The sequence below is a fragment of the Micromonospora sp. CNZ286 genome, from assembly GCF_014207755.1.
In genome coordinates this window covers 2,766,312-2,788,676 of record NZ_JACHIZ010000001.1, presented here as the reverse complement: position 1 = coordinate 2,788,676, position 22,365 = coordinate 2,766,312, and the positions used below count along the sequence as shown (strand labels likewise).

General features: G+C 74.5%; 22 protein-coding genes. 14 read left to right on the top strand and 8 right to left on the bottom strand.

The genetic code is table 11. The features are described 5' to 3' along the window. The first annotated feature begins 1 nt into the window (after position 1). From FHX31_RS12500 to FHX31_RS12440, 13 genes are all read left to right on the top strand, one after another. The gene (locus FHX31_RS12500) at positions 2–610 is read left to right on the top strand and encodes a glycine zipper family protein (protein WP_047892460.1); all 609 of its coding nucleotides are present in this window, start codon (positions 2–4) and stop codon (positions 608–610) included. Further along, positions 607–1,287 carry a carboxypeptidase-like regulatory domain-containing protein gene (locus FHX31_RS12495; RefSeq protein ID WP_184976229.1) on the top strand — a complete coding sequence of 227 codons (681 nt, stop codon included), beginning with the start codon at positions 607–609 and terminating at the stop codon, positions 1,285–1,287. The genes FHX31_RS12500 and FHX31_RS12495 overlap by 4 nt, the downstream gene beginning before the upstream one ends. A gap of 17 nt (positions 1,288–1,304) precedes the next feature. Continuing rightward, a complete protein-coding gene (locus FHX31_RS12490) occupies positions 1,305–2,561 on the top strand; it encodes a phage tail sheath family protein (protein ID WP_184976227.1) in 1,257 nt (418 codons plus the stop codon). Between the two features lies 1 nt (position 2,562). Then, on the top strand, positions 2,563–3,045 hold the full coding sequence (locus tag FHX31_RS12485; RefSeq protein ID WP_013286679.1) for a phage tail protein: 483 nt from the start codon (positions 2,563–2,565) through the stop codon (positions 3,043–3,045). Positions 3,046–4,554: 1,509 nt separating this feature from the next. Next, positions 4,555–5,313, top strand: coding sequence for a CIS tube protein (locus FHX31_RS12480; RefSeq protein ID WP_013476539.1), 759 nt, complete (start codon positions 4,555–4,557; stop codon positions 5,311–5,313). Continuing rightward, positions 5,310–6,881 (top strand): phage baseplate assembly protein V, encoded by a 1,572-nt coding sequence (locus tag FHX31_RS12475; protein ID WP_013476538.1) that lies wholly within the window; start codon positions 5,310–5,312, stop codon positions 6,879–6,881. The genes FHX31_RS12480 and FHX31_RS12475 overlap by 4 nt, the downstream gene beginning before the upstream one ends. Beyond that, positions 6,881–7,219, top strand: coding sequence for a hypothetical protein (locus FHX31_RS12470; RefSeq protein ID WP_013286683.1), 339 nt, complete (start codon positions 6,881–6,883; stop codon positions 7,217–7,219). Before FHX31_RS12475 ends, FHX31_RS12470 begins: the two co-directional genes overlap by 1 nt. Then, positions 7,216–7,665: a GPW/gp25 family protein gene (locus FHX31_RS12465; RefSeq protein ID WP_013286684.1), complete on the top strand. Its 450-nt coding sequence runs from the start codon at positions 7,216–7,218 to the stop codon at positions 7,663–7,665. Before FHX31_RS12470 ends, FHX31_RS12465 begins: the two co-directional genes overlap by 4 nt. After that, positions 7,662–10,286, top strand: a complete 2,625-nt coding sequence (locus tag FHX31_RS12460) for a putative baseplate assembly protein (RefSeq protein WP_091327327.1) — start codon at positions 7,662–7,664, stop codon at positions 10,284–10,286. The genes FHX31_RS12465 and FHX31_RS12460 overlap by 4 nt, the downstream gene beginning before the upstream one ends. Then, complete coding sequence (locus FHX31_RS12455) at positions 10,267–10,944, top strand: phage tail protein (protein WP_184976224.1); 678 nt, start codon at positions 10,267–10,269, stop codon at positions 10,942–10,944. The genes FHX31_RS12460 and FHX31_RS12455 overlap by 20 nt, the downstream gene beginning before the upstream one ends. Beyond that, entirely contained in the window at positions 10,941–11,861 is a 921-nt protein-coding gene (locus tag FHX31_RS12450; RefSeq protein ID WP_013286687.1) for a carbohydrate-binding protein, read from the top strand. Before FHX31_RS12455 ends, FHX31_RS12450 begins: the two co-directional genes overlap by 4 nt. Before the next feature lie 55 nt (positions 11,862–11,916). Then, positions 11,917–12,393: a hypothetical protein gene (locus tag FHX31_RS12445; protein ID WP_013286688.1), complete on the top strand. Its 477-nt coding sequence runs from the start codon at positions 11,917–11,919 to the stop codon at positions 12,391–12,393. An 18-nt stretch (positions 12,394–12,411) separates the two neighbouring features. Further along, positions 12,412–13,176, top strand: a complete 765-nt coding sequence (locus FHX31_RS12440) for a hypothetical protein (protein WP_184976222.1) — start codon at positions 12,412–12,414, stop codon at positions 13,174–13,176. On the opposite strand, the gene FHX31_RS12435 is transcribed toward FHX31_RS12440, so the two are convergent. From FHX31_RS12435 to FHX31_RS12400, 8 genes are all read right to left on the bottom strand, one after another. Beyond that, entirely contained in the window at positions 13,169–13,783 is a 615-nt protein-coding gene (locus tag FHX31_RS12435; protein ID WP_071094746.1) for a bifunctional 4-hydroxy-2-oxoglutarate aldolase/2-dehydro-3-deoxy-phosphogluconate aldolase, read from the bottom strand. The genes FHX31_RS12440 and FHX31_RS12435 overlap by 8 nt on opposite strands. Beyond that, complete coding sequence (locus FHX31_RS12430) at positions 13,780–14,742, bottom strand: sugar kinase (protein ID WP_363603607.1); 963 nt, start codon at positions 14,740–14,742, stop codon at positions 13,780–13,782. The genes FHX31_RS12435 and FHX31_RS12430 overlap by 4 nt, the downstream gene beginning before the upstream one ends. A 106-nt stretch (positions 14,743–14,848) precedes the next feature. Beyond that, positions 14,849–15,793 (bottom strand): DUF6807 domain-containing protein, encoded by a 945-nt coding sequence (locus FHX31_RS12425; protein ID WP_184976218.1) that lies wholly within the window; start codon positions 15,791–15,793, stop codon positions 14,849–14,851. Further along, the gene (locus FHX31_RS12420; RefSeq protein WP_184976216.1) at positions 15,790–16,440 is read right to left on the bottom strand and encodes a hypothetical protein; all 651 of its coding nucleotides are present in this window, start codon (positions 16,438–16,440) and stop codon (positions 15,790–15,792) included. Before FHX31_RS12420 ends, FHX31_RS12425 begins: the two co-directional genes overlap by 4 nt. Next, positions 16,437–17,306: a carbohydrate ABC transporter permease gene (locus FHX31_RS12415; RefSeq protein WP_013286694.1), complete on the bottom strand. Its 870-nt coding sequence runs from the start codon at positions 17,304–17,306 to the stop codon at positions 16,437–16,439. Before FHX31_RS12415 ends, FHX31_RS12420 begins: the two co-directional genes overlap by 4 nt. Continuing rightward, complete coding sequence (locus FHX31_RS12410; RefSeq protein ID WP_013286695.1) at positions 17,303–18,283, bottom strand: carbohydrate ABC transporter permease; 981 nt, start codon at positions 18,281–18,283, stop codon at positions 17,303–17,305. The genes FHX31_RS12415 and FHX31_RS12410 overlap by 4 nt, the downstream gene beginning before the upstream one ends. A 21-nt stretch (positions 18,284–18,304) precedes the next feature. After that, a complete protein-coding gene (locus tag FHX31_RS12405) occupies positions 18,305–19,648 on the bottom strand; it encodes an ABC transporter substrate-binding protein (RefSeq protein ID WP_013286696.1) in 1,344 nt (447 codons plus the stop codon). Positions 19,649–19,745: 97 nt separating this feature from the next. Then, the gene (locus FHX31_RS12400) at positions 19,746–20,792 is read right to left on the bottom strand and encodes a LacI family DNA-binding transcriptional regulator (protein WP_013286697.1); all 1,047 of its coding nucleotides are present in this window, start codon (positions 20,790–20,792) and stop codon (positions 19,746–19,748) included. Between the two features lie 241 nt (positions 20,793–21,033). On the opposite strand from FHX31_RS12400, the gene FHX31_RS12395 reads away from it, so the two are divergent. After that, a complete protein-coding gene (locus FHX31_RS12395; RefSeq protein ID WP_013286698.1) occupies positions 21,034–22,362 on the top strand; it encodes a Gfo/Idh/MocA family protein in 1,329 nt (442 codons plus the stop codon). Positions 22,363–22,365 lie beyond the last annotated feature (3 nt).

Sequence of the window (22,365 nt, the reverse complement as noted above, 5' to 3'; positions counted from 1 at the left end):
CATGATCTTCGGCATTCTCAGCGCGGCCGTCCAGGTCGTCTTCGGCGCCCTGCTCGGGCAGCTCGCCGCCGGCACCGTCGGCCTGCTCGTCGGCGCGGTCGTCGGCCTGCTCGTCGGCGCGCCGTTCGGCTGGGCGTCCGCCTCGGCCGGCACGTACGGCGCCGACCCGAAGGGGATCTTCCTCTTCGTGATCGACCACACGTGGAGCCTGCTCAACACGTTCGCCGGGGCGCTCTACCTGGCGCTGCACCTGGTCTTCGGTCACCAGCTCGACCGGGTCGTCTCGGCCGGCAGCGGCCGGGTCAACGTCGTCGAGGGCGTCTCCCCCCGGTACGCCACCACGATCGGCACCGTCTGCGCCGGGTCCAGCCCGGGCATCCAGCGGCACGAGGACGTGCACGTGCTCCAGGCCCGGCTGCTCGGCCCGTTCTACCTGCCGCTGGTGGCGCTCAACTACGTGCTGTTCACCATCGCACCGGTGTGGCTGCTCTGGCACGACCACACCAACGCGCCGATCAACCGGTTCACCCGCTACTTCGAGATCGGCGTCTACCCGCACGTGTGGAACGAGGCCATCGCGTACCGCATCCAGGGGACGCCACCGCGATGACCGGCGCGATCGAGACGGCCGTCGCGGACGTCGCGAGCTGGCTGGCCGGGGCCGCGGGTGAACCCGTACCGGTCGGTCCGCCGCGCGACGACCCCGACGGCGGTCTCACGGTCTGGCCGCTGGAGCTGCGGCCGGCCCGGCAGACCTCGACCGGCGGCGCGACGCGCGAGCCGTACCGGTTCGTGGTCCGCCTGCTGGTCTCCGGCGGCGGGCCGGCGGCGCTGCCCGCGCTGGACCGGGTGCTCGCCGCCGCCACCACGGCGGGCCGGCCGGAGCTGGTTTTGGCCGCCGGCGACCCGGCGCTGTGGCGGGCGCTGGGCGTGGCGCCCCGGCCCGCGCTGCTGCTGGACGCGCCGGCCCGGGTGGAACGGCCGGTCCCGGTCGCGCCGCCGGTACGGCAGCCGCTGCGGCTGCGGCAACTCGGCATGCGCACGCTGCACGGGCGGGTGGTCGGTCCGCAGGACCAGCCGCTCGCAGCCGTCCGGGTGGAGCTGGTGGGCGCCGCCCAGGCCACCGAGACCGACGCCGCCGGCCGGTTCCGGCTGGCCGGCGTGCCGCACGACCCCGACGCGCCGGACGCCCCGGTGCGGATCCGGCTCACCGGCGCGGGGCGCGTCCACACCGCCGAGCTCGACCCCGAAGGCGACGGCCTGATCGTCGTCCGCGCCCCCGACTGACGTCCCGAGGAGGACCGATGCCCACCTACTTCTCCCCCGGCATCTACGTCGAGGAGGTGCCCAGCGGGGCCCGCCCGATCGGGCCGGTCGGCATGAGCACCGCCGCGTTCGTCGGGGTCGCGCCCGACCGCGGCGCCCACGTCGGCGAGGCGCTGGCGGTGAACAGCTGGACCGAGTTCCTGCGGCTCTACGCCGACGGCGAGCAACTGGAGAGCACCCCGCTGGCCCGCGCCGTGTTCGGCTTCCTGGACAACGGCGGCACCCGCTGCTGGGTCGTCAACGTCGGCGAGGGCGGCCGGCTCACCGGCACCGGCGGGCGGCGCGGCGGCCTGGAACTGCTGGAGGCCATCGACGAGATCTCCATCCTGGCCGCGCCCGGCTACCACGACCCGGTCTCGCACGAGGCCCTGATCAGCATGGCCGAGCGGCTGCGCACCATGGTCGCGATCTGCGACCCGCCGCCGGAGGTCACCGACGTCTCCCGGCTCACCCGCGTCGGCACGCCGGGCAAGCCGCCCAAGCCCGCGTCGGCCGGCTCGGCCGCGTCGTCCGACAAACCCCCCGAGGGTACGCCGGGCGACGGCGACGGCGAACCGCCCGGCACCGGCGGCGACCGGCCCCGGCAGTCGGACTTCGCCACCTTCTACTTCCCGTGGATCCGGGTCCGCGACCCGCTCAGCGGCGAGCTCGTGCTCACCCCGCCGAGCGGGCACGTCGCCGGCATCTGGGCCCGCACCGACGCGCTGCGCGGCGTGCACAAGGCGCCCGCGAACGAGCCGGTACGCGGCGCGGTCGACCTCGCGTACCGGGTGACCCGGCCCGAGCACGACGTGCTCAACCCCAAGGGCGTCAACGTGATCCGCTTCTTCGCCGGGGAGGGCATCCGGCTGTGGGGCGCCCGGACGCTCGCCGCCGAGGCCAGCGAATGGCGCTACCTGAACGTGCGGCGGCTGTCCATCTCCATCGAGCAGGCCATCGCCAACGGCACCCGGTGGATGGTGTTCGAGCCGAACGACTTCACGCTGTGGCGCTCGATCCGCCGCGACATCGGGGCGTTCCTCACCCGGGTGTGGCGCGACGGCGCGCTGCTCGGCCGTACGCCCGAGGAGGCGTTCTTCGTCAAGTGCGACGAGGAGACCAACCCGGCCGACGTCCGCGACGCCGGAATGGTGGTGGCCCACATCGGCATCGCTGTGGTCAAGCCCGCGGAGTTCGTGGTGTTCAAGCTGAGCCAGTGGGCCGGCGGCACCGAGACCGAGACGATCGGAGGCTGACATGCCCACCACTGCGACGCCGCAGCCGGGCGCACCCGTCGACCCGTACCGGGCGTACCACTTCAAGCTGCTGATCAACGGCATCACCAACGGGCACTTCACCGAGGTCAGCGGCTTCGAGGTGGCGATACCGGCGCTGTCGTACCGGGAGGCGGGCAACGAGCGCATCCGGGCCGTGCCCGGACAGGTCGAGTACGCCCCGGTGACCCTCCACTTCGGCCTGACCAGCTCGCGCGAGCTGTGGGACTGGGTGAACGCGGCGGCGAAGGGCACAGTCAACCGGCGCAACGTGTCGGTGGTGCTGCTGGACCCGGCCGGCACCGCCGAGGTGCTGCGCTGGAACATGATCAACGCGTGGCCGACGCGGTGGCGGGGCGCGCACCTGAACACGCTGTCGCAGGAGATCGCCATCGAGGCGCTGACCCTGGCGTACGAGGGCCTGGAGCTGGAGGCCGGCGGTGCCGCCGCCCCGGCGACCGCGTGACCGGCTGGCCCGCGCGCTGCGGGCCACCGCCGACCGCCTGTCCGGACCGGGCTCACCGGGCTCACCGGACTCGCCGGACTCCCTGGGCTCGCCGGGCTCGCCGGCCGACGTGCCGCGCCCGCCCGGACAGCCGCCCGAGCACTGGCGACGGCTGGTGGAGGCGCACGCTCCGGGCCTCCTGCGCGACCTCCCCCCGCCCTCCGTCGAGCACGGACCTCTCACCGACCCGTCCGCGAACGCCGGCCCGGACCAGACGCCGGTGCGGCGGAGCCGGACGGCCCGCCGCGCAGTGGTGCGGTTGTGGCGAGGCTGGACGGCGTTGTCGGCCGACCGCTTCGGCACATCCCGTTCCCGGACGCGCTCCCGCCACGAGGCCGATCCCGGTTCGCCGTCGAGATCTTGGTACGAAAGGGCCCCCATAGGGGCCGCTTCCTACCAAGATCTTCCGGAGGTCCTGGAAGGTGGGACGGGTATCTCGGGAGTTGAGAAGGCTGAGCCACGCGGTGCGGCACTGCCGCGGCCGGGAGCGGCGGTCACGCGGGCAGGTGGTGGGGAGGGCGCTGCGGGGTCGGAGATCTCCCCGCCGACGGTGGACACTCGATGCCGCTCGGGTGACGCAGTGCGGCCAGACGACGCCGGGTCACGTGAGGGCCCTCCGCCGTGCGGGTGCGTGACGTCAAACGGTCCGGCCGGATCGCCGGGTCCGGCGAGATCGGCGTGCATCGCCGACGGCTCCGGGTCGCGGGACACCCTCGGCACATCAGGCATCCGCGGCACACCGGCCACAGGCACCGGTGCCACAGCCACAGCCACCGAGACCACAGGGACCGCCGGCACCGGACGGACGGCAGAGGCAAGGACCGGCGCGCGCACCAGCGCAGACCCGGACGGCAGCCGTGACGCCATCGGGTCGCCGGGCCGCGTCACGTCCGGCGACTCGGCCTCGCCGTCGACCCCTGAGCGGTGGCCCAGCCTCGGCGCGGGCCGGGTGGATGCGCTCCGGAACCTCGCACAGATCCGCCGGGGCCGGGCACGGCACCGGGATGACGCCGCCGGGGCGGACCTGTCGCCCGATCGAGGCGACGTGCTCCCGCTCGTCTTCGCGGCTGCGCCACCGTCGTTGCCGCATGGACCGGCCGCACACACCAGGGGCGGTCGAACCGGGCCGGCGAACTGTCGCGGCGGGACCGGGGACGGATCCGTCGCCGACCACCCGGGACGGGCCGCCGGCTCGCCGTACCCGGATGGGCACGACCCGGCTACCGGCGGCGAGTTCCGGGCGCGACAGTGGCAGCGACCCGCGCGGCCCCCGTCCGGCAGCCCGTGGCCGGTCCTGCCGGACGACGCCGGCCCGGCCCGGACGACGAACCCGGCCGGCGCGGCCCGGGCGGCCGACGGCGGAGCATACGCGGATCCGTGGCCGGTGCTCCCGGCCGAACCGGTATGGCTTCCGACACCGACCCCGTGGGGTGACACGGCCCGGCTGGACCGGGAACAGGCGGGTGACTGATGGAGCGCGTCGCCTTCCTCGTGGACGAGTCAGGTACCCGGGTCGACTGCCTGCTCAACCCGGAGACCGTGCAGGTGACCCGGCTGGCCGGGGTACGCCCGCGCGGCGGACCGGACGGGCCGCTCACCGGCGCCGGGCTGGCCGACGACCCGCTCGTCTTCACCGGCGGCGGGCGTACCGAGCTGGTGCTGGACCTGCTCTTCGACGTCGACTTCGTGGAGTCGCCGGCCCGGCCCGAGGACGTCCGCGCGCTGACCCGGCCGCTGTGGATGCTGGCCGAGAACTCGGCGGTCGAGCACGGCTGGCTGCGCCCGCCGCTGGTCCGCCTGGTCTGGGGCAAGACCTGGAACGTCCCGGGCGTGATCACGGCGATCGCGGAACGCTTCGACGCGTTCACCCTCACCGGTACGCCCCGGCGGTCCTGGCTGCGGTTGAAGCTGGTCCGGGTCGCGGAGGGCGCGGAGGCGGCGCGCGCCGGGTTCGAGGAGGAGCTGGCCGCGGCGAGCACACCCGCTGTCGCGCCCGGGTCGGCGGTGGTGGCCGCCGCCGACGGCGCGGCCGAGCCGGGCTGGTCCGGGGTGCGCTTCGACCTGCTCGCCCACGACGCGCTGGGCTCGCCGCTGCGCTGGCGGCTGCTCGCCGAGCACAACCGGATCACCGACCCGCTCACAGTGCCCGCGGGCACCGCGCTCGCCGTCCCCCCGGTCGGCGCCGCCACCGCCCCGCCGGATGCCGTCACCACGGCAGGCACCCCGTGAGCCGGGCCGCCCTGGTCACACTCGACGGCCGGCCGCTGGCCGACCCGGCCCGGCTGCGCGGCATCCGCGTCGCCGCCCGCCTGGACCGGCCCGCGCAGTGCGAGCTGACGCTCACCGCCGCCCCCGGGGCGGGCCCGCTCGACCCGCCGGTACGCCCCGGCGCCACAGTCGACGTCCGCCTCGACGGCCAGGCGGAGGCGCTGTTCACCGGCGAGGTGACGGCAGTCGAGCGGGAGTACGCCGGTGACGGCGCCGCGCTGGCCCGGATCCGGGCGTACGACCCGCTGCACCGGCTGCGCAAGCGGCAGGAGCTGCGGGTGTTCGAGTCGGTGACCGCCGCCGAGCTGGCCGGTGAGCTGTGCGCCGGGCTCGGGTTGAGCGTGACGGCCGATGAGGACGGGCCGCGCCTGGACCGGCTGCTCCAGCACCGGCACACCGACCTGGACCTGCTGTGCGAGGTGGCCGGCCGGGCCGGGCTGCACCTGGGCGTCGACGGTGACCGGTTGCGGCTGTTCACGCTGGACGGGTACGGGGAGCCGCTGCCGTTGACGCTCGGCGAGACGGTGCACGCGCTGCGGGTCACCGAGAACCTGGACCGGGCCGGCGCGGAGTGCGCCGTCCTCGGCTGGCATCCGCAGCGCGCCGAGCCGCTGAGCCAGCGGGCGGACGAGGCGCGCAGCGGGCGGCGCATCCCGCTGCGCCCGGACCCGGGCGACGTCGGCGCCGACGGCGTACGCACGGCTGTGGACCAGCCCGGCCGCAGCGACGACGAGCTGGCCGCGCTGGCCCAGGCCGGACTGGACACCCGGGTGGCAGCGCTGGTCACCGCCGAAGGCACCGCGGAGGGCGACCCGGCGCTGCGGCCCGGCCGCCGGATCGCCCTCGCCGGCGTCCCGGACCCGCTGGCCGGGGTGTACGTGCTCACCGAGGTGGTGCACACGGTGGACGCCGACGGGCACCTGACCCGGTTCTCCACGGCGCCGCCCGGCCCACCGCCGACGGTCGCGCCCCCGGCGGCGACAGTCACGCTCGGCACCGTCACCGACATCGACGACCCGGACGGGCTGGGCCGGGCCCGCGTGACGCTCCCGGCGTACGGCGATCTGGACGCCGGCTGGCTCGCGGTGCTCTGCCCGGGCGCGGGCCGGGGCAAGGGCATCGTCGCGCTGCCCGACCCGGACGACACCGTGCTGGTGGCGCTGCCCGGCGGCGAACCCGCCTCGGGCGTGGTACTCGGTTCGCTGTTCGGCGCGGTCGAGCCGTACGACGCGGGGATCGTCTCCGGGCGCTCGCGCCGCTGGTCGATGCGGACCGGCACCGGGCAGTCCATCGTGATCGACGACGACGGGCGGACGCTTCGGCTGGCCACCGACGCGGGCAGTTTCGTCGAGCTGCGTCCCGAGCTGACCACCGTGCACGCGGCCGGTGACCTGGTGCTCTCCGCGCCCGGCCGGGCCGTCGTGGTGCGCGGCCGCACAGTCGACTTCCTGCACGCCCCGGCGGCCGAGGACGCCGAGACCGCCGCCGCGCAGGCCCGTACGCTCGCCCGTTCCGCCGGAGGTGGCTGATGCGCTGGATCCACCGCGACTCGCTGATCACCTGCGGACACGACGGGCGGGTGAAGAACCGCCCGTCGCAGGACTGGGTCACGGTCCGGGGCGTGCCGGTGCTGGTGCGGCCCGACCCGGAGGGGCGCGACATCACCGCCTGCCCGAACTACGGCCCGACGATCAAACCGTGCCTGCACACGCTGACCGTGACAGTGGGTTACAGCACGTGGGTGCGGGTGGACCGGCAGCCCGTGGTGCTGTCACACCTCGACGGCCTCACCGACGGCACCCCGCCGGGCACCGTGCACCACCAGGTCCGCGACGTGCGGCAGGGCTTCCTCGGGGCGGACGCATGAGGGCCTTCCGCTTCGTCGGCGCCGGCTTCGACGCGGGCCGCGCCGGTGGTCTCGCGCTCACCGCCGCCGGCGGGCTCGCCATGACCGACGGCGACGAGACGGTACGCCAGGCGCTGTACCTGCTGCTGTCCACCACACCCGGGGAGCGGCTGATGCGTCCCGGGTACGGGTCGCGGCTGCACCGCCTCGTCTTCGCGCCGAACGACGACACCACCGCCGGGCTGGCGATCCACTACGTGCGGCAGGCGATCCGGCGCTGGGAGCCCCGGGTCGAGGTGCTGGACGTGGACGCCGGTCCCGACCCGGACGACCCGTGGCGCCTGGTGATCCGGCTGGACTACCGGGTCCGGGCCAGCCTCTCCCCCGGCCACCTGGTGTTCTCCGTCGACCTGCTCCCCGCCGACGAGGAACCCGGCGACACCCCCGACGAGGAGGGCACGTCATGACGCTGCCGGTGCCGCACCTGGACGACCGGGCCTTCCTCGACCTGGTCACCGAGGCGCGGGAACGCATCGCCCGGTCCTGCCCGGACTGGACGGACCTGTCCGCGCACGACCCCGGGATGGCGTTGCTGGAGGCGTTCGCCTACCTGACCGAGGTGATGATCTACCGGCTGAACCAGTTGCCGGAGAAGGCGTACGTCGCGTTCCTGAACCTGCTCGGCGTCACCCGGCACCCACCGGCGGCGGCCTGGGCCGACGTGCGCCTGACCCGCACCGGCCCGGACCGCGGCCCGGTGCGGGTGCCGGCCGGCACCCGCGTCGCCGCGGCCCGCGGCGCCGACCCCCGGCCGGTCGTCTTCGTGACCACCGAACCGGCGGTGCTGCCCGCCGGGGAGACAACCACGACGGTACGCGTGCACCACTGCGAGCCGGTCGAGGCGGAGCTGCTGGGCACCGGCACCGGGCAGCCCGGTCAGGTGTTCCGGGCCGCCCGCGCACCGCTGACCCGCACCACCGAGGCGCTCGATCTGCTGCTCGGCGTGGAGGTGCCGGCGGGCTCGGTGGAGCTGGGCGCCGCGGCCCGGGAGCACGAGGGGCGCACGTACGAGATCTGGCGGCCGGTGGACAGCTTCGCCGGTGTCGGGCCGCAGGCGAAGGTCTACCTGGTGGACCGGGCCTCCGGGGTGGTCACGTTCGCCCCGGCGCTGGACCTGCGCCCGGACACCGGAGCCGCTCCGGCCGTCGAGGGGGCGGCCGGGGCGACCACTGTGGCGGCGGTGCCACCGGCCGGGCGGCAGGTGCGGCTCTGGTACCGCTGCGGCGGCGGGCCCGCCGGGAACGTGGCGGCGGGCGTGCTCACCAGCCTGCGCGACCCGCTGCCCGGGGTGAAGGTGGACAACCCGGAGCCGGCCACCGGCGGCCGGGACCTGGAGTCGCTGGAGTCGGTGCTGGCGCGCGGGCCGTACGAGTTCTTCGCCCAGCAGCGCGCGGTGACCGCCCGGGACTTCGAGATCCTCGCCACCGGTTCCGGGGCGGTGGCGCGGGCGCGGGCGTTCACACGGGCCGCCGTCTACAGCTTCGCCCGGCCCGGCGAGGTCGAGGTGGTGCTGGTGCCGTACGTGCCGGAGGCGGCCCGGCCCGGCGGACGGCTGCCGGTGGCGGTGCTGCGCGAGCACGAGGTGGAGGAGGCCCGCCGCCGGGTCGAGGCCGACCTGGAACGCCGCCGCGCCCTCGGTACGGCGGTGCGGGCGGGCTGGGCCCGGTACAAGGCGGTGTCCATCCAGGCGCGGGTGGTGGTGCGCCGCGAGGAGGACGTGGACGCGGTGCGCCGCCGCATCCACGACCGGCTGCACCAGACGCTCAGCCCGCTGCCCACGCCGCTCAACCCGGCCGGCTGGGCGTTCGGCGAGCCGCTGCGGGCCTCCAACGTCTACCGGATGCTGGAGCACGCCGAGCCGGGCGTGCGCTACGTCGAGTCGGTGCGGTTCGTGGTCGACGAGGCGCCCGACGCGCGGGTCCGCACCGTGGCGGTGGACCAGTACCAGGCCGACACCTGGTACGCCGGCGGCGGCCCGGTGCTGTTCCGCTCCACCAACGCCGGCGCCGGCTGGGAACCGGCCGGCCGGTTCGACGACGAGACGGTGGTCCGGGTGGTGCCCGCGCCCGCCCCGGTACGCCCCGGCGTCGTGCCCCGGGCCGGTTCGGTGGCGGTGGTGACCACCCGCGACGCCGGCGGCTCCCGGGTCCGGCTGAGCACCGACCTGGGTGAGACGTGGACGCTGCTGACCGACCTCGACTCCGGCGTCCGCGACCTGGCCTGGATCGACCGGGACGGCACCGGCGCGTTGCTGCTGGCCACCGACAGCGGCCTGTACGAGGTGCCGCTGCTACCCGGCGCGGTGCCGTTGCAGATCCTGGTCGACCCGGCCGACGCGGACCGGGGCTTCTACGCGGTACGCGCGTTCGTCTCCGAGCGCGGCGCACCCGGGGTGGCGGTGGCCGCGCAGGCCGGATTCGGGGTCTACCTGTCCACAGCGGCCGGACGCCCCGGCACGTTCGCCCACGTCGGCCTCGCCAACGTGGACAACCGGGTGCTCGCCGTGCAGTACGACGGCCCGGCCACGCTGCTGTGGTGCGGCGCGGGCGAGCCGGACCCGAAGAAGCCCGGCCAGGGCTGCCATCGGACCCGGCTGTTCGAGTCGGACGTGAAGTGGCAGTCGATGGCATCAGGCTGGATCGGCGGCACCTGCCGGGATCTGGCGTTCAGCGGCCCGCTCGCGCTCGCCGCGACGCAGAGCGGCGGCGTGGTCCGGCTCGACACGCTCGCCGGGCAGCCGCAGTGGTCGCCGGTGATGGTCAACTGCGGCCTGCCGCTGCGGGACCGGACCCGGTTCGTCCCGGTCGACGCCATCGCCGCCACCGCGCCCACCGGCACGTCCGGCGCCGGACGGCTGGTGCTGGCCGGCGGCGAGCGCGGCGTGTTCCGCAGCGGCGACGGCGAGGACTGGACGGCGAGCGCCAACCAGGCCACCGCCGACGTGGTCACCGTCCCCGGCACCTGGCTGCTCTGCTCCGGCGAGCACGACATCGAGGTGGTGCGGCAGGATGCGCCGAGCGGCGATTGAGCGGCTGCTGCCGGCCGCGTACCAGCGGGCCGCCGGCCCGGGCAGCGTGCTGGGTGCGCTGCTGGACGTGATGGAGGCGCTGCACGCCCCGGACGAGGCGGTGCTCGCCGACGTCGACGCGCTGTTCGACCCGTACCGGACGCCGGACGGGTTCGTCGCGTACCTGACCCGCTGGGTGGCGATGGATCATGTGGTCGCCGCACCCCGCGCCGACGCGCCGCTGCCGTTGCCGGCAGGCCGGTTGCGGGACCTGGTGGCGCACGGCGCGCTGCTGGCCCGGTGGCGCGGCACCCCGTACGGCATGCGGACCGCGCTGGAACTGGCCACCGGCGTGACCGGGTTCGTGCTGGACGAGCCGCCCGAACGGCCGTTCCACCTCGTGGTGCGGGTGCCGCCGGCCGCCGCCGACCGGCTCGCGCTGGTCACCCGCATCGTCGAGGCGGAGAAACCGGCCGCGGTCACCGTCGAGGTGCTCGCCTCCCCGGTCGACGCGGAACCGGCCGATCCGGTTTCGGCCACCCCGAGCCCGCCCCCCGACTCCGGACCGCCCGAGCCGGACACCGCCGAGCCCGCCGCAGGGGTCGCTGCGGTGCGCGCGGTCGGCCGGGCGCACGTACCAGCACCCCTGCCCCACGATCCGCCCGAGGAGCCGTCATGACCACCGAATGGACAGTCGTCGCCGCCGCCGAACAGTTCACGCTGGACGCCCGCAACGCCGGCGAGCTGACGTTCACCGTGTCCAACCCGGGTACCGCGCCGGACACCGTCGTCTTCGACGTGGCGCCCGGCGAGGGCAGCCAGCGGGCCTGGTTCACGGTGGCCGAGCCGCAGCGGGTGGTGCCGGGGCAGGGCTCGGTGTCGTTCCTGGTCCGGCTCGCCGTGCCGCCCGGCACGCCGCCCCGGCGCTACGACATGACCGGGTTCGCGTACTCGGCCAACACCGCACCGGAGGAGAGTTCCCGATCCAGCGGCCGGGTCACGTACGACGTGCGGGCCGTCGTACCCCCGAAGCGCGCGCCGTGGCCGTGGATCGCCGCCGCCGCGGCGCTGGTGCTGGTCGTGGCCGGGGTGGTGGCCTGGCTGGTGACCCGCGGCCCGGACACCCCGGCTCCGCCGCGCGCCGACGCCGTGACGGTGGAGGCGGAGACGCTCGTCTCCGGCGCGGCGGTGCAGTCCACCACCGGCGCGAAGGCGGAGGTGGTGGCGCAGGAGAACTGCTGCGACGTGGTGTGGTCCGGCGACGCGCAACTGTTCTTCCTGGGCCGGGGCGTGGGCGACCGGGTGACAGTGCAGGTGGACGTGCCGTCCGACGGCACCTGGCGGTTCTCCACCGTGCGCACCACCTCGTTCGACTACGCGAACACGATCTGGCTGGTCGACGGCAGGCAGGTCGGCGACACGTTCTTCGGGTTCAGCCCGACTGTGGTCCGCACCGACGAGGTGGACGTGGGCACCGTGGAGCTGACCCGTGGTCCGCACAAGCTGACGCTCGTGGCGGTGAGCAAGACGCAGGGCACCGACAGGTACTTCGCGGGCGTGGACGAGATCCGCTTCACGCCCGTCGTCCGGCCGTGAGCGCGAGGAGTGAGCCGGTGTTGCGAGCCCCGCAGTCGCGAACCGGGACGGCACCGTGAGCGGGCGGCAGAAGGTGCTGCTGGTGGCCGTGGCCGTGCTGCTGGTGGCGCTGTACGTGGTGGCGGTCGCCGGGCGCCGCGACGACCCGGGCGACCCGGGGGCCGGGCCGGGCGCGCTGGCCCGGCTCGGGCGCGGGTCCGGAACTGTGGACCCGGCGACGGTGGCCGTGACCTGCCTGCCGCCGGCCGCCGAACCGGCCACCACCGCCGACGGGGTGACGCTCGCCTTCGGCACCGCGTGCCGGCTGCGGGTGGCTGACCCGGGCGCGCTGCGCACGCTGGTGCTGCGCGGTACGACGCCGTTCGAGGTGACCGCCCGCGCACCCGGCGACGCGGACGTCACAGTCACCGACGAGGTCGCCCCGGACGCGGACGGCCCGGCGGTGGCGAAGGTGGCTGTGGACCGGGAGACCGAGGTGCTCCTGCGCTGTCCGGGAGGTGGCGGATGTTCGGTCACGCTGGCCCGGTCCTGACCGGAACGGAGACGCGGCATGGGTGAGTTGCGCAAGCCGTTCCTGCTGCTGGCCCTGCTCACGGTGGCGCTCGTGGTCGGCGTGGAGCTGGGCGCGGCGGCGCTGACCGGCGGTGGGGACGCCAGTGGCGCGCTGCGGGACAGCGCCGGCCGGCTCGGCGTCGAGCTGGGTGACGTCGGCGCGGTGTCCGAGCCGTCCGGGCGCGGCATCGGCTACCTGGCGCTGATCGACGTGGTGGCGCTCTGGACGACCGGGCTGTTCTGCCTGAGCCTGGTGCTGCCGGACCGGATGCAGGGCCGGGTGCAGGGCGTGGCCACGCTCGTCTTCTCGATCGTGCTGCTGCTGGTGTCGCTGGTCCTGCTGATCGTCGCGTTCATCGAACTGACGGTGATGGTCTCGCTGTTCCTGGCCCCGCCGTTCGGCACGCTGGCGTACCTCGCGGTGTGGGGGTTCTTCCCGGTCGACGACGCGGCGGTGCTGCTCGGGCTGGCGCTGCTGCTCAAACTGGTCTGGGTCGCGCTGCTGCTCGCCGCCCAGCCCCGGTTCCTGCGCAACAAAGGCCTCGTCGCGCTGGCGCTGACCACGCTGCTGTGCACTGTGGTGCTGCAGTTCCTGCACGGCCTGGTGCCGGTGATCCTGGTCAGCATCCTCGACGACCTGGGCGCCGTGGTGTTCGCCGTGGTGGCGCTGATCTGGGCGCTGGTGCTGCTGATCGGGTCGATCCCGGCGATCGTCAAGGCGATCCGGACCACCGCCACCACGTCCGGCCGTACCGTCACGTGATAGCGCCGCCGGCGGCGAGCGTGGCCAGGCGCGGCAGCTGCTCGGGGTCGGTCAGCGCCGACCCGACCGCCACCACCCGCGCCCCGGCGGCGAGGAAATCGCCCGCGTTGCCGGCATCGACGCCGCCGGTGGCGACGAACCGGGCCTCCGGCAGCGGCCCGGCCACCGCCCGGAACCAGGCCGGGCCGAGGCTGACCGCCGGGAACGCCTTGAGCCACACCAGGCCGTGGTCGAGCGCCCGTTGCGCCTCGGTCGGGGTGGCCACGCCGGGCAGGTGCGGCACGCCGAGACCGGCCGCCGCGTCGGCGACGGCCAGGTCCAGGCCGGGCGCCACTGTGAACGCCGCCCCGGCGGCCACCGCGTCGTGGACCTGCGCCGGGGTACGCACAGTGCCCGCGCCGACGATCCGGCCCCGCCGACGCCCGGCCGTCACGGCGGCGTGCAGCGCCGGCACCGCTTCCGGGGTACGGATGGGCACCTCCACCACGTCGATGCCGAGATCCCAGGCCAGTTCCGCCAGCCGGACCGTCTCCCCGGGCGGCAGGTCGCGCAGGATCACCATCACCCGCGCGCCGCCGAACAGGGCCTCGAAGTCGTGCCCGCTCATCTCCCGCTCCCTCCCCTGACCTGCATCGGCGCCTGCTCAGTCCACGCCGCGTCCGGCAGCGCCAGCGCCCGCGCGATCGTCTCCGCGTCCGGTGGCGGCGCGGTGTCGCCCGGCACGGCCAGCACCGGCGCGGCGGTCAGGTGGCCCAACCGCAGGCAGGCTCGCAGGTCGAGGCCGCGCAGCAGCCCGGAGAGGAACCCGGCGGCGAACGCGTCACCCGCGCCGACCGGCTCCACCACGTCCACCGGCAACGCCGGCACGAACACCGCCGGCCCGGTACACGGCAGCGCTGTCGCGCCGACCGGCCCGTCCTTGACCACCACCAGCTCCGGGCCGGGCAGCAGCGCACGGACAGCCGCCGGATCGCCCGCCGACCAGAGCACGGTCGCCTCGTCCAGGCCGACCAGCACCACGTCGGCGCGGTCGGCCAGGTCACGCAGGACCGGTCCGGCCCGGTCGGCGGGCCAGAGCGCCGGGCGGTGGTTCACGTCGAAGCTGACCCGGGCGCCGGGCAGCGCCCGCCCGTCCAGCGCTGATACGAGCAGGTCACGGCAGGTGCCGGAGAGCGCGGCGGTGATCCCGGACAGGTGCAGCAGCCGCGCCCCGGCCAGCGCGGGACGCCCGAGGTCCGGCGCGCCGAGGCGGCTCGCTGCCGACCCGGCGCGGTGGTAGTGGACGCGGGTACCGTCCGGGCCGGGATCCTTCAGGTAGAGGCCGGTCGGCGCGTCCCTGTCGACAGTGACCGGGGAGACGTCCACGCCCGCGGCGGCGACCTCGGCCACCACCCGCCGCCCGAACGGGTCGTCGCCGACCCGGCTGACCCACGCCGCGCGGTGCCCGAGCCGGGCCAGCCCGGCCGCCACGTTGGACTCCGCGCCGCCCACGCCGACAGTCAGCCGCGCGGCGTCCTCCAGCGACCCGCCGCCGTCAGGGGCGAGCACCACCATCGTCTCGCCCACGCACACCACCTCCGGCCCGCCCCCGGCCGCGACCGCGGTACCGGAGGCACGCGGCTCGCTCCCCGCGCTCACCGTGGGGCCCGCAACACCGGCTCACACCGCGCGCTCACCGGATGACCGCCGCGTCCAGCCGGGCCGCGATGTCGGCCGGGTCGAGGTGGCCGTCGGCGACCAGGACCCGGTGCCGGTTGTGCCGGGGCTGCCCGGCCGCGACCACCGCCGGGCTGTCGAACGCGTACGCGACGCAGACGCCCGGGTACATCGCGGTGCGCACGAACCACCTGTCGCGCGTCCCCAGGCCGGTGAACACCAGCGTGTACGCGCCACCTCCGGGCACGGTGGCGGACAACGCCAGCCAGGGCGCGGCCGAGCCGTTCACCGCCTCCTCGCCTTCCGCGTCGGCGGTACGCACGAGGGGTTCGCCGTCGGCCACCGCACGCCAGAAGAAGCCGCCGTACCCCGCGCCGCCCGGGCGGCCGTTCGTGGCCGGGCTGCCCAGATGCACGTCAGCGCCGGTGGCGGAGGTGAGCGTGGCGGACAGGTCCAGCCACCAGGCGTCCTCGCCGGCCGGCGTGGCGGTGATCCGCCGGTGTTCGCGCAGCAGCACCCGGCCGTGCCGGTCCCGCCACTCCAGATCGTGGTCGAGCCGGTCGGCGGCCCGGTCCCGCCAGCCGGTGTGCGCGATCACGCCGTGGTCGTCGCGCCAGGTGTAGCCGGTGCCGCGCACGTACGTCCGGCCGCCCCACAGGTTGACGCCGTCCACGTCCTGCACCGCCAATGACGCGCCGAGGTGCCAGACGTGGTCGGCCGGCAGCGCGTCCGTGACCGGGGTGCCGGCCCGGGTCCGCACCGGGTGCAGGTACGGCCGGGGTCCGTGACGCGGGTCGAGGTCGGGCCGGACAACGTACCGGGCCACCTCGGCGCCACCGACGACCAGCCGCGACTCGGCGTCGGTGCCGGCAAGCCGCGACTCCGCGTCGCCCCCGGCAAGGCGCGACTCGGCGTCAGCCCGGCGCGGCTCGGCAGCGGCGGAACGGGGTTCGGCGGTCACGACGGCTCCGGCGCGGGGACCGGGTGGCGGGCGTCGAGCGCGTGCAGCGCCGCGAGCGCGTACCCGCCGAGGATCGGCACCGCCACCGGCGTGACCAGCACACCCAGCACCACGGCGAGCACGCAGACGCCGGAGGCGGCGGCCCAGGTGCCGGGGCGCTGCGGGCAGGTGCGGGCCACCTCGAGCGCGGCCGTTCGCCAGCCCCGGCCGCCGGTGCGTCCGACCGCTACGGCGACAAGGCCCGCGTACCCGAGCAGGACAGCCACCACGACGGCGGTGAGCGCGAGCGCGGGCCCGCCGCCTGGTACCCGGCCGGTGGTGAGCGCGAGCAGATCGGCGGCGAGCAGCGCGGCGGCCGCGAGTGCGACGGCGCTCACCGCCGATCCGGCGGGCAGCGCGCGGCCGAACCGGGTCAGGCTGGTCCGCGCGTCCGGCCAGGCGCCGGTGACCGACCTGTCGTGCAGCGCGGCACTCGCGGTGGCGACCGCCGGGGCGAGCGTGAGCACCGGCAGCGCGGCGAGCGCCACGGCGAAGCCGAGCAGCGCCAGGTCGGTCGCCTCGCGCAGCGTGTCCCGCCAGTCGGCACGGGCCGGCACGGTGTCGGGGTGGGCGGGTACGGCGTCGGTGTGGGCAGGCACGGCGGTCATCCCTTCAGCCCGCTGGTGTTGATGCCCTCGACGAGCATCCGCTGGAAGGCCAGGAAGAACAGGAACACCGGCAGCAGGGACAGCACCGACATGGCGAACATCGGGCCGACAGCACTCTGGCTTGTCGAGTCGATGAACAGGGTCAGCGCCACCGGGACCGTGTAGTCCTCCAGGCTGGACAGGAACACCAGCTGGCGGAAGAAGTCGTTCCAGGTCCAGATGAACGAGAAGATCGCGGTGGTGACCAGCGCCGGGCGGCTCAGCGGCAGGATGACGTGCCGGAACACGCCGTACGGGGACGCGCCGTCGATGGTGGCCGCCTCGTCCAGCTCGCGCGGGATGCCGCGCATGAACTGCACCATGAGGAAGACGAAGAACGCCTCGGTGGCCAGGAACTGCGGCACGAGCAGCGGCAGGTACGGCCAGTCGCCGCCGACCAGGCCGAGGCTGCGGAACAGGATGTACTGCGGCACGATCAGCACGTGCCCGGGCAGCAGCAGCGTCCCGATCATGACGGTGAACCACATCTTGCGCAGCCGGAACCGCAGCCGGCCCAGGGCGTACGCGGCGAGCAGGCAGGACAGCGCGTTGCCGACGACGGTGAGCCCGCTGACCAGCGCGCTGTTGAGGAAGAACCGGCCGAAGCTGATGTCGAAGTTGGTCCAGCCGTCGAGGTAGTTGCCGGGGGTGAACCGTTCCGGCAGCAGGCCGACGTTGTTGACGATCTCGGCCTGCGACTTGACCGAGGTGCCGAGCATCCAGAACAGCGGGTAGAGCACCACCGCGACGATCGCCACGAGCACGATCAGCCGCAGGACGTTCCGGCCGCCGCCCGGCCGGCGGCGGGCGACAGGAAGCGCCGTCATGAGTCGTCTCCGTCCGAGTAGTGCACCCAGAACCGGCCGGTGCTGAAGAAGACGGCGGTGACCACGCCGATCGCCACCAGGAACACCCACGCCATCGCCGACGCGTAGCCCATCTCCAGGTCGGTGAAGCCGGAGATGTAGAGCTTCAGCGTGTACATCAACGTGGAGTCGACCGGGCCGCCGGTGCCGTTGCTGAGCACGAACGCGGCGGTGAAGCCCTGGAAGCCGTTGATGGTCTCCAGCACCAGGTTGAAGAAGATAACCGGGGAGAGCATGGGCAGCGTGACCGCGCGGAACCGCCGCCACGCCCCGGCGCCGTCCACGGCCGCCGCCTCGTACAGCTCGGTGGGCACCTGCTTGAGCCCGGCCAGGAAGATCACCATGGGTGCGCCGAACTGCCAGATCGCCAGCACCATCAGCGTCTCCAGCGCCCAGTCCGGGTCGCTGACCCAGGGCAGCCCTTCGACGCCGAACAGGGCGAGGAACGAGTTGAACGCGCCGTCCCGGTTGAACATGTTGACCCAGACGATGGCCAGCGCGACGCTGCCGCCGAGCAGCGACGGCAGGTAGAACAGGCTGCGGAACAGCCCGACGCCGCGCCAGGCACGGTTGAGCAGCAGCGCCACACCGAGCGCGGCGGCCAGCTTCAGCGGCACCGCGATCAGCGCGAACGTCAGCGTGACCCGCACCGCGTGCCAGTACGACGGGTCGGCGGTGAACATCCGCTCGTAGTTGGCCAGCCCCACCCACCGCACCTCGGACAGCGGGGTGAGGATGTCGTAGTCGGTGAAGCTCAGCCAGAGCGAGAGCACCATCGGGATCGCCGTGACGCCCATCAGTCCGATGAGCCAGGGCGAGAGGAAGACGTACCCCGCCAGGCCCTCGCCGAGCCGGGCCCGGCCGGCCCGACGCCGCGTGGGGCGAGGGCCGGCCGGTCCGGTGCGCGGGGTCCGGCCGGGCGCCGTGGTGAGAGCCACGGGACCGGTCCTTTCGTGGGGTCAGGCGATCGCGGACTTGCAGGCGGCGACGAACTGCTCCGCCGCCTGGGCCGGGGTGGCGCGGCCGTACTGGGCGTTCTCGGCGGCCTTGACCAGCTCGGACTTGACCTTGCTGTGCCCCTTGATCGGGACCTGGGGCGAGGCGCCGAACTTCTGCGCCAGGTCGGACTCGACCTGGATGGACTGCTTCATGGCCGGGTCGGTGGCGGTCTCGCTGACCTTGGCGCGCAGATCCATGTTCGACGGCAGACCGCGGTCGGTGCCGAGCAGCGCCACCGCCTCCGGGTCGTTGTTCAGGAAGTTGATCACATCGACGGCGACGTCCTTGTGCTTGCTGCCCTTGAACACCGACCAGTACATCGAGGCGCGCGCCCACTGCGCGCTCGGGTCACCCGGGTACGCGACCACGCCCAGTTCGTCCTTGGTGTTCTTCTTCAGGTCCGGCATCTGGTTGACCCAGACCCAGGAGGTGGCCGACTTGCCGGTGACCACGAGCTGCTTGGTGATGTCGCTGGAGTTGCCCTCGTGGATGACATCAGGCGTCGGGGTGGCGCCCCGGTCCCGCGCGCCCTTCCACAGCTCGAACCACTTCGTCACGTCCTCGGCGGTGAAGCCGAGTTCCTTGCCCTTGTACAGGTCCTTGCCCTGCTGGCGCAGCCACACCCAGAGCGCCTTGTAGTCGGCGCTCGGGTCCTGGGTGCCGGGCACCTTCGTCTTCTTCGCCACCTGCTCGGCCCAGGCGATGTGCTCCTCCCAGCTCATCCCGGTGGTCGGCTCGGGCAGCCCGTTCTTGGTGAGCAGCGTCTTGTTGTAGACCAGGCCCTGCGTGTTCTCCCCAGCGGCGACCCCGGCGAGCTTGCCGTCGACCACGCCGTACTCCAGCAGGCTCTTGGGGAACTTCGACACGTCGAGCTTGCCGGAGTCGCGGTAGCTGCTCAGGTCGAGCGTGGTGCTGCGGCCGGCGTACTCGGCCAGGTAGTTGTCGTCGATCTGGAACAGGTCCGGCGGGTTGCCGCCGGCGGTCAGTGTGGCGAGCTTGTCGAAGTAGCCCTGGTTGGCCTGCCAGGTCTTCTCGAACGTCACGTCCGGGTGCTTCTTGGTGTAGAGGGCCAGGGCGTCCTCGGTGAGCTTGGCCCGGGCCTCTCCGCCCCACCAGAAGACGGAGAGCTTGACCGGGCCGCCGTCGCCGCCGGCTTCGTCGTCGCCGCAGCCGGCCGCGCCCAGGGCGAGGGGCACGGCGAGCGCGACGGCGGCCAGGCCGCGGACGAGTCGGCGTCGGGTCAGGGGGGTACGGTGATCCCGCCCGGCGGGTGCGCCGGCGGTGGGGGACGTTGCGGGGTGCATCTGCGCTCACTCCTCGGCTGTGGGAGGCGACGACGTCACCGGCGGCCGTCCGCGGGCCGCCCGGGTCCGCAAGGCTGTGCGGGCCCGGGCCACCTGCTCAGGCTCCGGTGCCGTCCCGGCCGGGCGCGGGGACGGGCCCGGTCGAGTCGCGGACGACCAGTTCGGTCTGGAGCATTACCTGTGCGGTGGTGCGACGGTCGCCGGCCGCCGCGCCCCGGCCCCGGGCGCCGCGTGGCGCGTCGGAGTCGAGTTGCAGCAGCATGTCGACGGCCGTCCGGCCGGCGGCCGCGGTCGGCGTGGCCACCGTCGTCAACTTGGGGCGGGTGAGCCGGCTCAGCGCGATGTCGTCGACGCCGACGACGCTCACGTCGTGCGGCACCCGCGCCCCGATCGCGTCCAGCCCTTCGATCAGGCCGATCGCCATCAGGTCGTTGTAGGCGAGCACGGCGGTGACGCCGCTGCGGCGTACCTGCTCGGCGAGCGCGCCGCCGCCGGTCTCGGTGGGCTGGTTGGGTCCGAGGACTGTCAGTTCCGCTCCCCCGCCCCGGGCGGCGGCGGTCGCGGCGCGGCGCATCTCCCGGGCGGTCCAGGAGCCGCGCGGGCCGCCGAGCAGCGCGATCCGGCGGTGACCGAGCCCGAGCAGGTGCTCGATCGCGGCCCGGGCGCCCTGCCCGACGTCCATCATCACGCAGGGCAGGCCGGCGATCTGGCGGTTTATCACCACCACCGGAACCTCGCGGCTGACCTGCTCGATCAGACTGTTGCTCATCCGGGGGCTGCACAGCAGCACACCGTCGACCTGCTTGGCCAGGGCGTGGACCAGGTCCTCCTCGGCGACCGGGTCCTCGTTGGTGTCGGCCACGAACACGTGGTAGTCGCGGTGCCGGGCCTGCCCCTCCGCCGCCTTGATCAGCGGCGGGAAGAACGGGTTGGCGATGTCGGCCACGATCAGGCCGATGTTGTGCGTACGGCCGGTGATGAGGGCCCGGGCGGCCCGGTTGGGCCGGTAGCCGAGGTCCTCCGCACAGGCCAGCACCCGGACCCGGGTCTCCGGGTTGACCAGGTGCGGGGCCGAGAACGTCCGGGACACGGTGGAGATGTGCACACCGGAGGCGCGGGCGACGTCCCGGATGGTGGCTGGCACGGCGGGCTCCCTCGTCCGATGTGGTGGGCGTCACGGGTGCCGCCCATTAATGCAAACGGTTGCGCCCGTGTCAACGGTCCATTGTTGCGGCTCGATTGCGCCGGCGTTCCCGCCACGTGCATGAATGCCCATCAATACGGATGGATAGGACGGCTTGGGCGGCAACCGTTGACGACGCATCCACCGTCATGGTTTCTTCGGCTGCAAACCTTTGCAGCCGACTGCCGGGGAGGCCGACGTCATGTCACCACCGGCCCGGAAACGGGTCCGCCACGCCCTGGTGGGTGCCGGGGCACGCGCCGAGATGTTCGTCCGTGCCCTCGCGCTCGACCACGCCGACACCGCCGAGCTGGTCGCGCTCGCCGACGTCAACCAGATCCGGATGGACGCCCACAACCGCTGGCTGGCCGAGCTGGGCCACCCGCCGGTGCCCACGTACGCCGCCGCCGACGTCACCGCCATGCTCGCCAAGGAGCGGGTCGACGTGGTGCTGGTGACCAGCGTCGACGCCACCCACGACGAGTACGTGACGGCGGCGCTGCGGGCCGGCTGCGATGTGGTCGTGGAGAAGCCGATGACCGTCGACGCGGAGCGGTGCCGCCGCATCCTGGACGCGGTCGCCGAGACCGGCCGGCGCGTCACCGTCGCGTTCAACTACCGCTACAACCCGCTGCACGAGCAGTTCCGGCGGCTGCTGGCCGACGGCGCGGTCGGCGAGATCGGGTCGGTGCACTTCGAGTGGCTGCTCGACGTGCGCCACGGCGCCGACTACTTCCGCCGCTGGCACCGGGACAAGTCCGTCTCCGGCGGCCTGCTCGTGCACAAGTCCGGCCACCACTTCGACCTGGTCAACTGGTGGCTGGACGCCCGCCCGGTCGAGGTGCACGCGTACGGCCGGCTGTTCTTCTACGGCGAGGACGGCCGCCGGCACGGCTACGCCCGCGACTACGACCGGGCGCACGGCTCCCCCGCCGCCGACGGCGACCCGTTCGCGCTGCGCCTGGCCGACCACCCGAGGCTGCGCGAGCTGTACCTCGACGCCGAGGCCGAGGACGGCTACCACCGCGACCGCAACGTCTTCGCCCCCGGCGTGACCATCGAGGACGACCTCGCGGTGCTGGCCCGCTACGACACCGGCGCCACGATGACCTACCACCTCACCGCGTACGCCCCTTGGGAGGGCTACCGGGTCATGGTCAACGGCAGCCGGGGCCGCCTCGAACTGGAGGTGACCGAGAGCGACCACGTCAGCCCGTCCGTCGCCGGTGCCCTCAAGGGCGCGGCGCTGCACGGCGACGAGGCCGCCGTCGAGCAGGGCGCGGCCCGGCTCACGCTGCGCCCGTTCTGGGCGCCGCCGCAGGAGATCCCGGTCGAGGGCTGGACCCGGCGCGGGCACGGCGGCGCGGACGCCCGGATGACCCGGGTGCTGCTCGGCGGCGAACCCGACCCGCTCGGCCGGGCCGCCACCGCCCGCGACGGCGCACTCGCCCTGCTCACCGGCCTGGCCGCCAACCGCTCGCTGGAGACCGGCGCGCCCGTCCGGGTCGCCGACCTGCTCACCCTGCCCTGACCG

Excerpts from the sequence above, each read along its gene's own strand:
- FHX31_RS12420 (WP_184976216.1), bottom strand. The coding sequence starts at position 16,440 with ATGACCGCCGTGCCTGCCCACACCGACGCCGTACCCGCCCACCCCGAC.
- FHX31_RS12480 (WP_013476539.1), top strand. The coding sequence starts at position 4,555 with ATGGAGCGCGTCGCCTTCCTCGTGGACGAGTCAGGTACCCGGGTCGAC.
- FHX31_RS12495 (WP_184976229.1), top strand. The coding sequence starts at position 607 with ATGACCGGCGCGATCGAGACGGCCGTCGCGGACGTCGCGAGCTGGCTG.
- FHX31_RS12465 (WP_013286684.1), top strand. The coding sequence starts at position 7,216 with ATGAGGGCCTTCCGCTTCGTCGGCGCCGGCTTCGACGCGGGCCGCGCC.
- FHX31_RS12490 (WP_184976227.1), top strand. The coding sequence starts at position 1,305 with ATGCCCACCTACTTCTCCCCCGGCATCTACGTCGAGGAGGTGCCCAGC.
- FHX31_RS12470 (WP_013286683.1), top strand. The coding sequence starts at position 6,881 with ATGCGCTGGATCCACCGCGACTCGCTGATCACCTGCGGACACGACGGG.
- FHX31_RS12450 (WP_013286687.1), top strand. The coding sequence starts at position 10,941 with ATGACCACCGAATGGACAGTCGTCGCCGCCGCCGAACAGTTCACGCTG.
- FHX31_RS12395 (WP_013286698.1), top strand. The coding sequence starts at position 21,034 with ATGTCACCACCGGCCCGGAAACGGGTCCGCCACGCCCTGGTGGGTGCC.
- FHX31_RS12405 (WP_013286696.1), bottom strand. The coding sequence starts at position 19,648 with ATGCACCCCGCAACGTCCCCCACCGCCGGCGCACCCGCCGGGCGGGAT.
- FHX31_RS12460 (WP_091327327.1), top strand. The coding sequence starts at position 7,662 with ATGACGCTGCCGGTGCCGCACCTGGACGACCGGGCCTTCCTCGACCTG.
- FHX31_RS12485 (WP_013286679.1), top strand. The coding sequence starts at position 2,563 with ATGCCCACCACTGCGACGCCGCAGCCGGGCGCACCCGTCGACCCGTAC.
- FHX31_RS12500 (WP_047892460.1), top strand. The coding sequence starts at position 2 with ATGATCTTCGGCATTCTCAGCGCGGCCGTCCAGGTCGTCTTCGGCGCC.
- FHX31_RS12440 (WP_184976222.1), top strand. The coding sequence starts at position 12,412 with ATGGGTGAGTTGCGCAAGCCGTTCCTGCTGCTGGCCCTGCTCACGGTG.
- FHX31_RS12435 (WP_071094746.1), bottom strand. The coding sequence starts at position 13,783 with ATGAGCGGGCACGACTTCGAGGCCCTGTTCGGCGGCGCGCGGGTGATG.
- FHX31_RS12415 (WP_013286694.1), bottom strand. The coding sequence starts at position 17,306 with ATGACGGCGCTTCCTGTCGCCCGCCGCCGGCCGGGCGGCGGCCGGAAC.
- FHX31_RS12455 (WP_184976224.1), top strand. The coding sequence starts at position 10,267 with ATGCGCCGAGCGGCGATTGAGCGGCTGCTGCCGGCCGCGTACCAGCGG.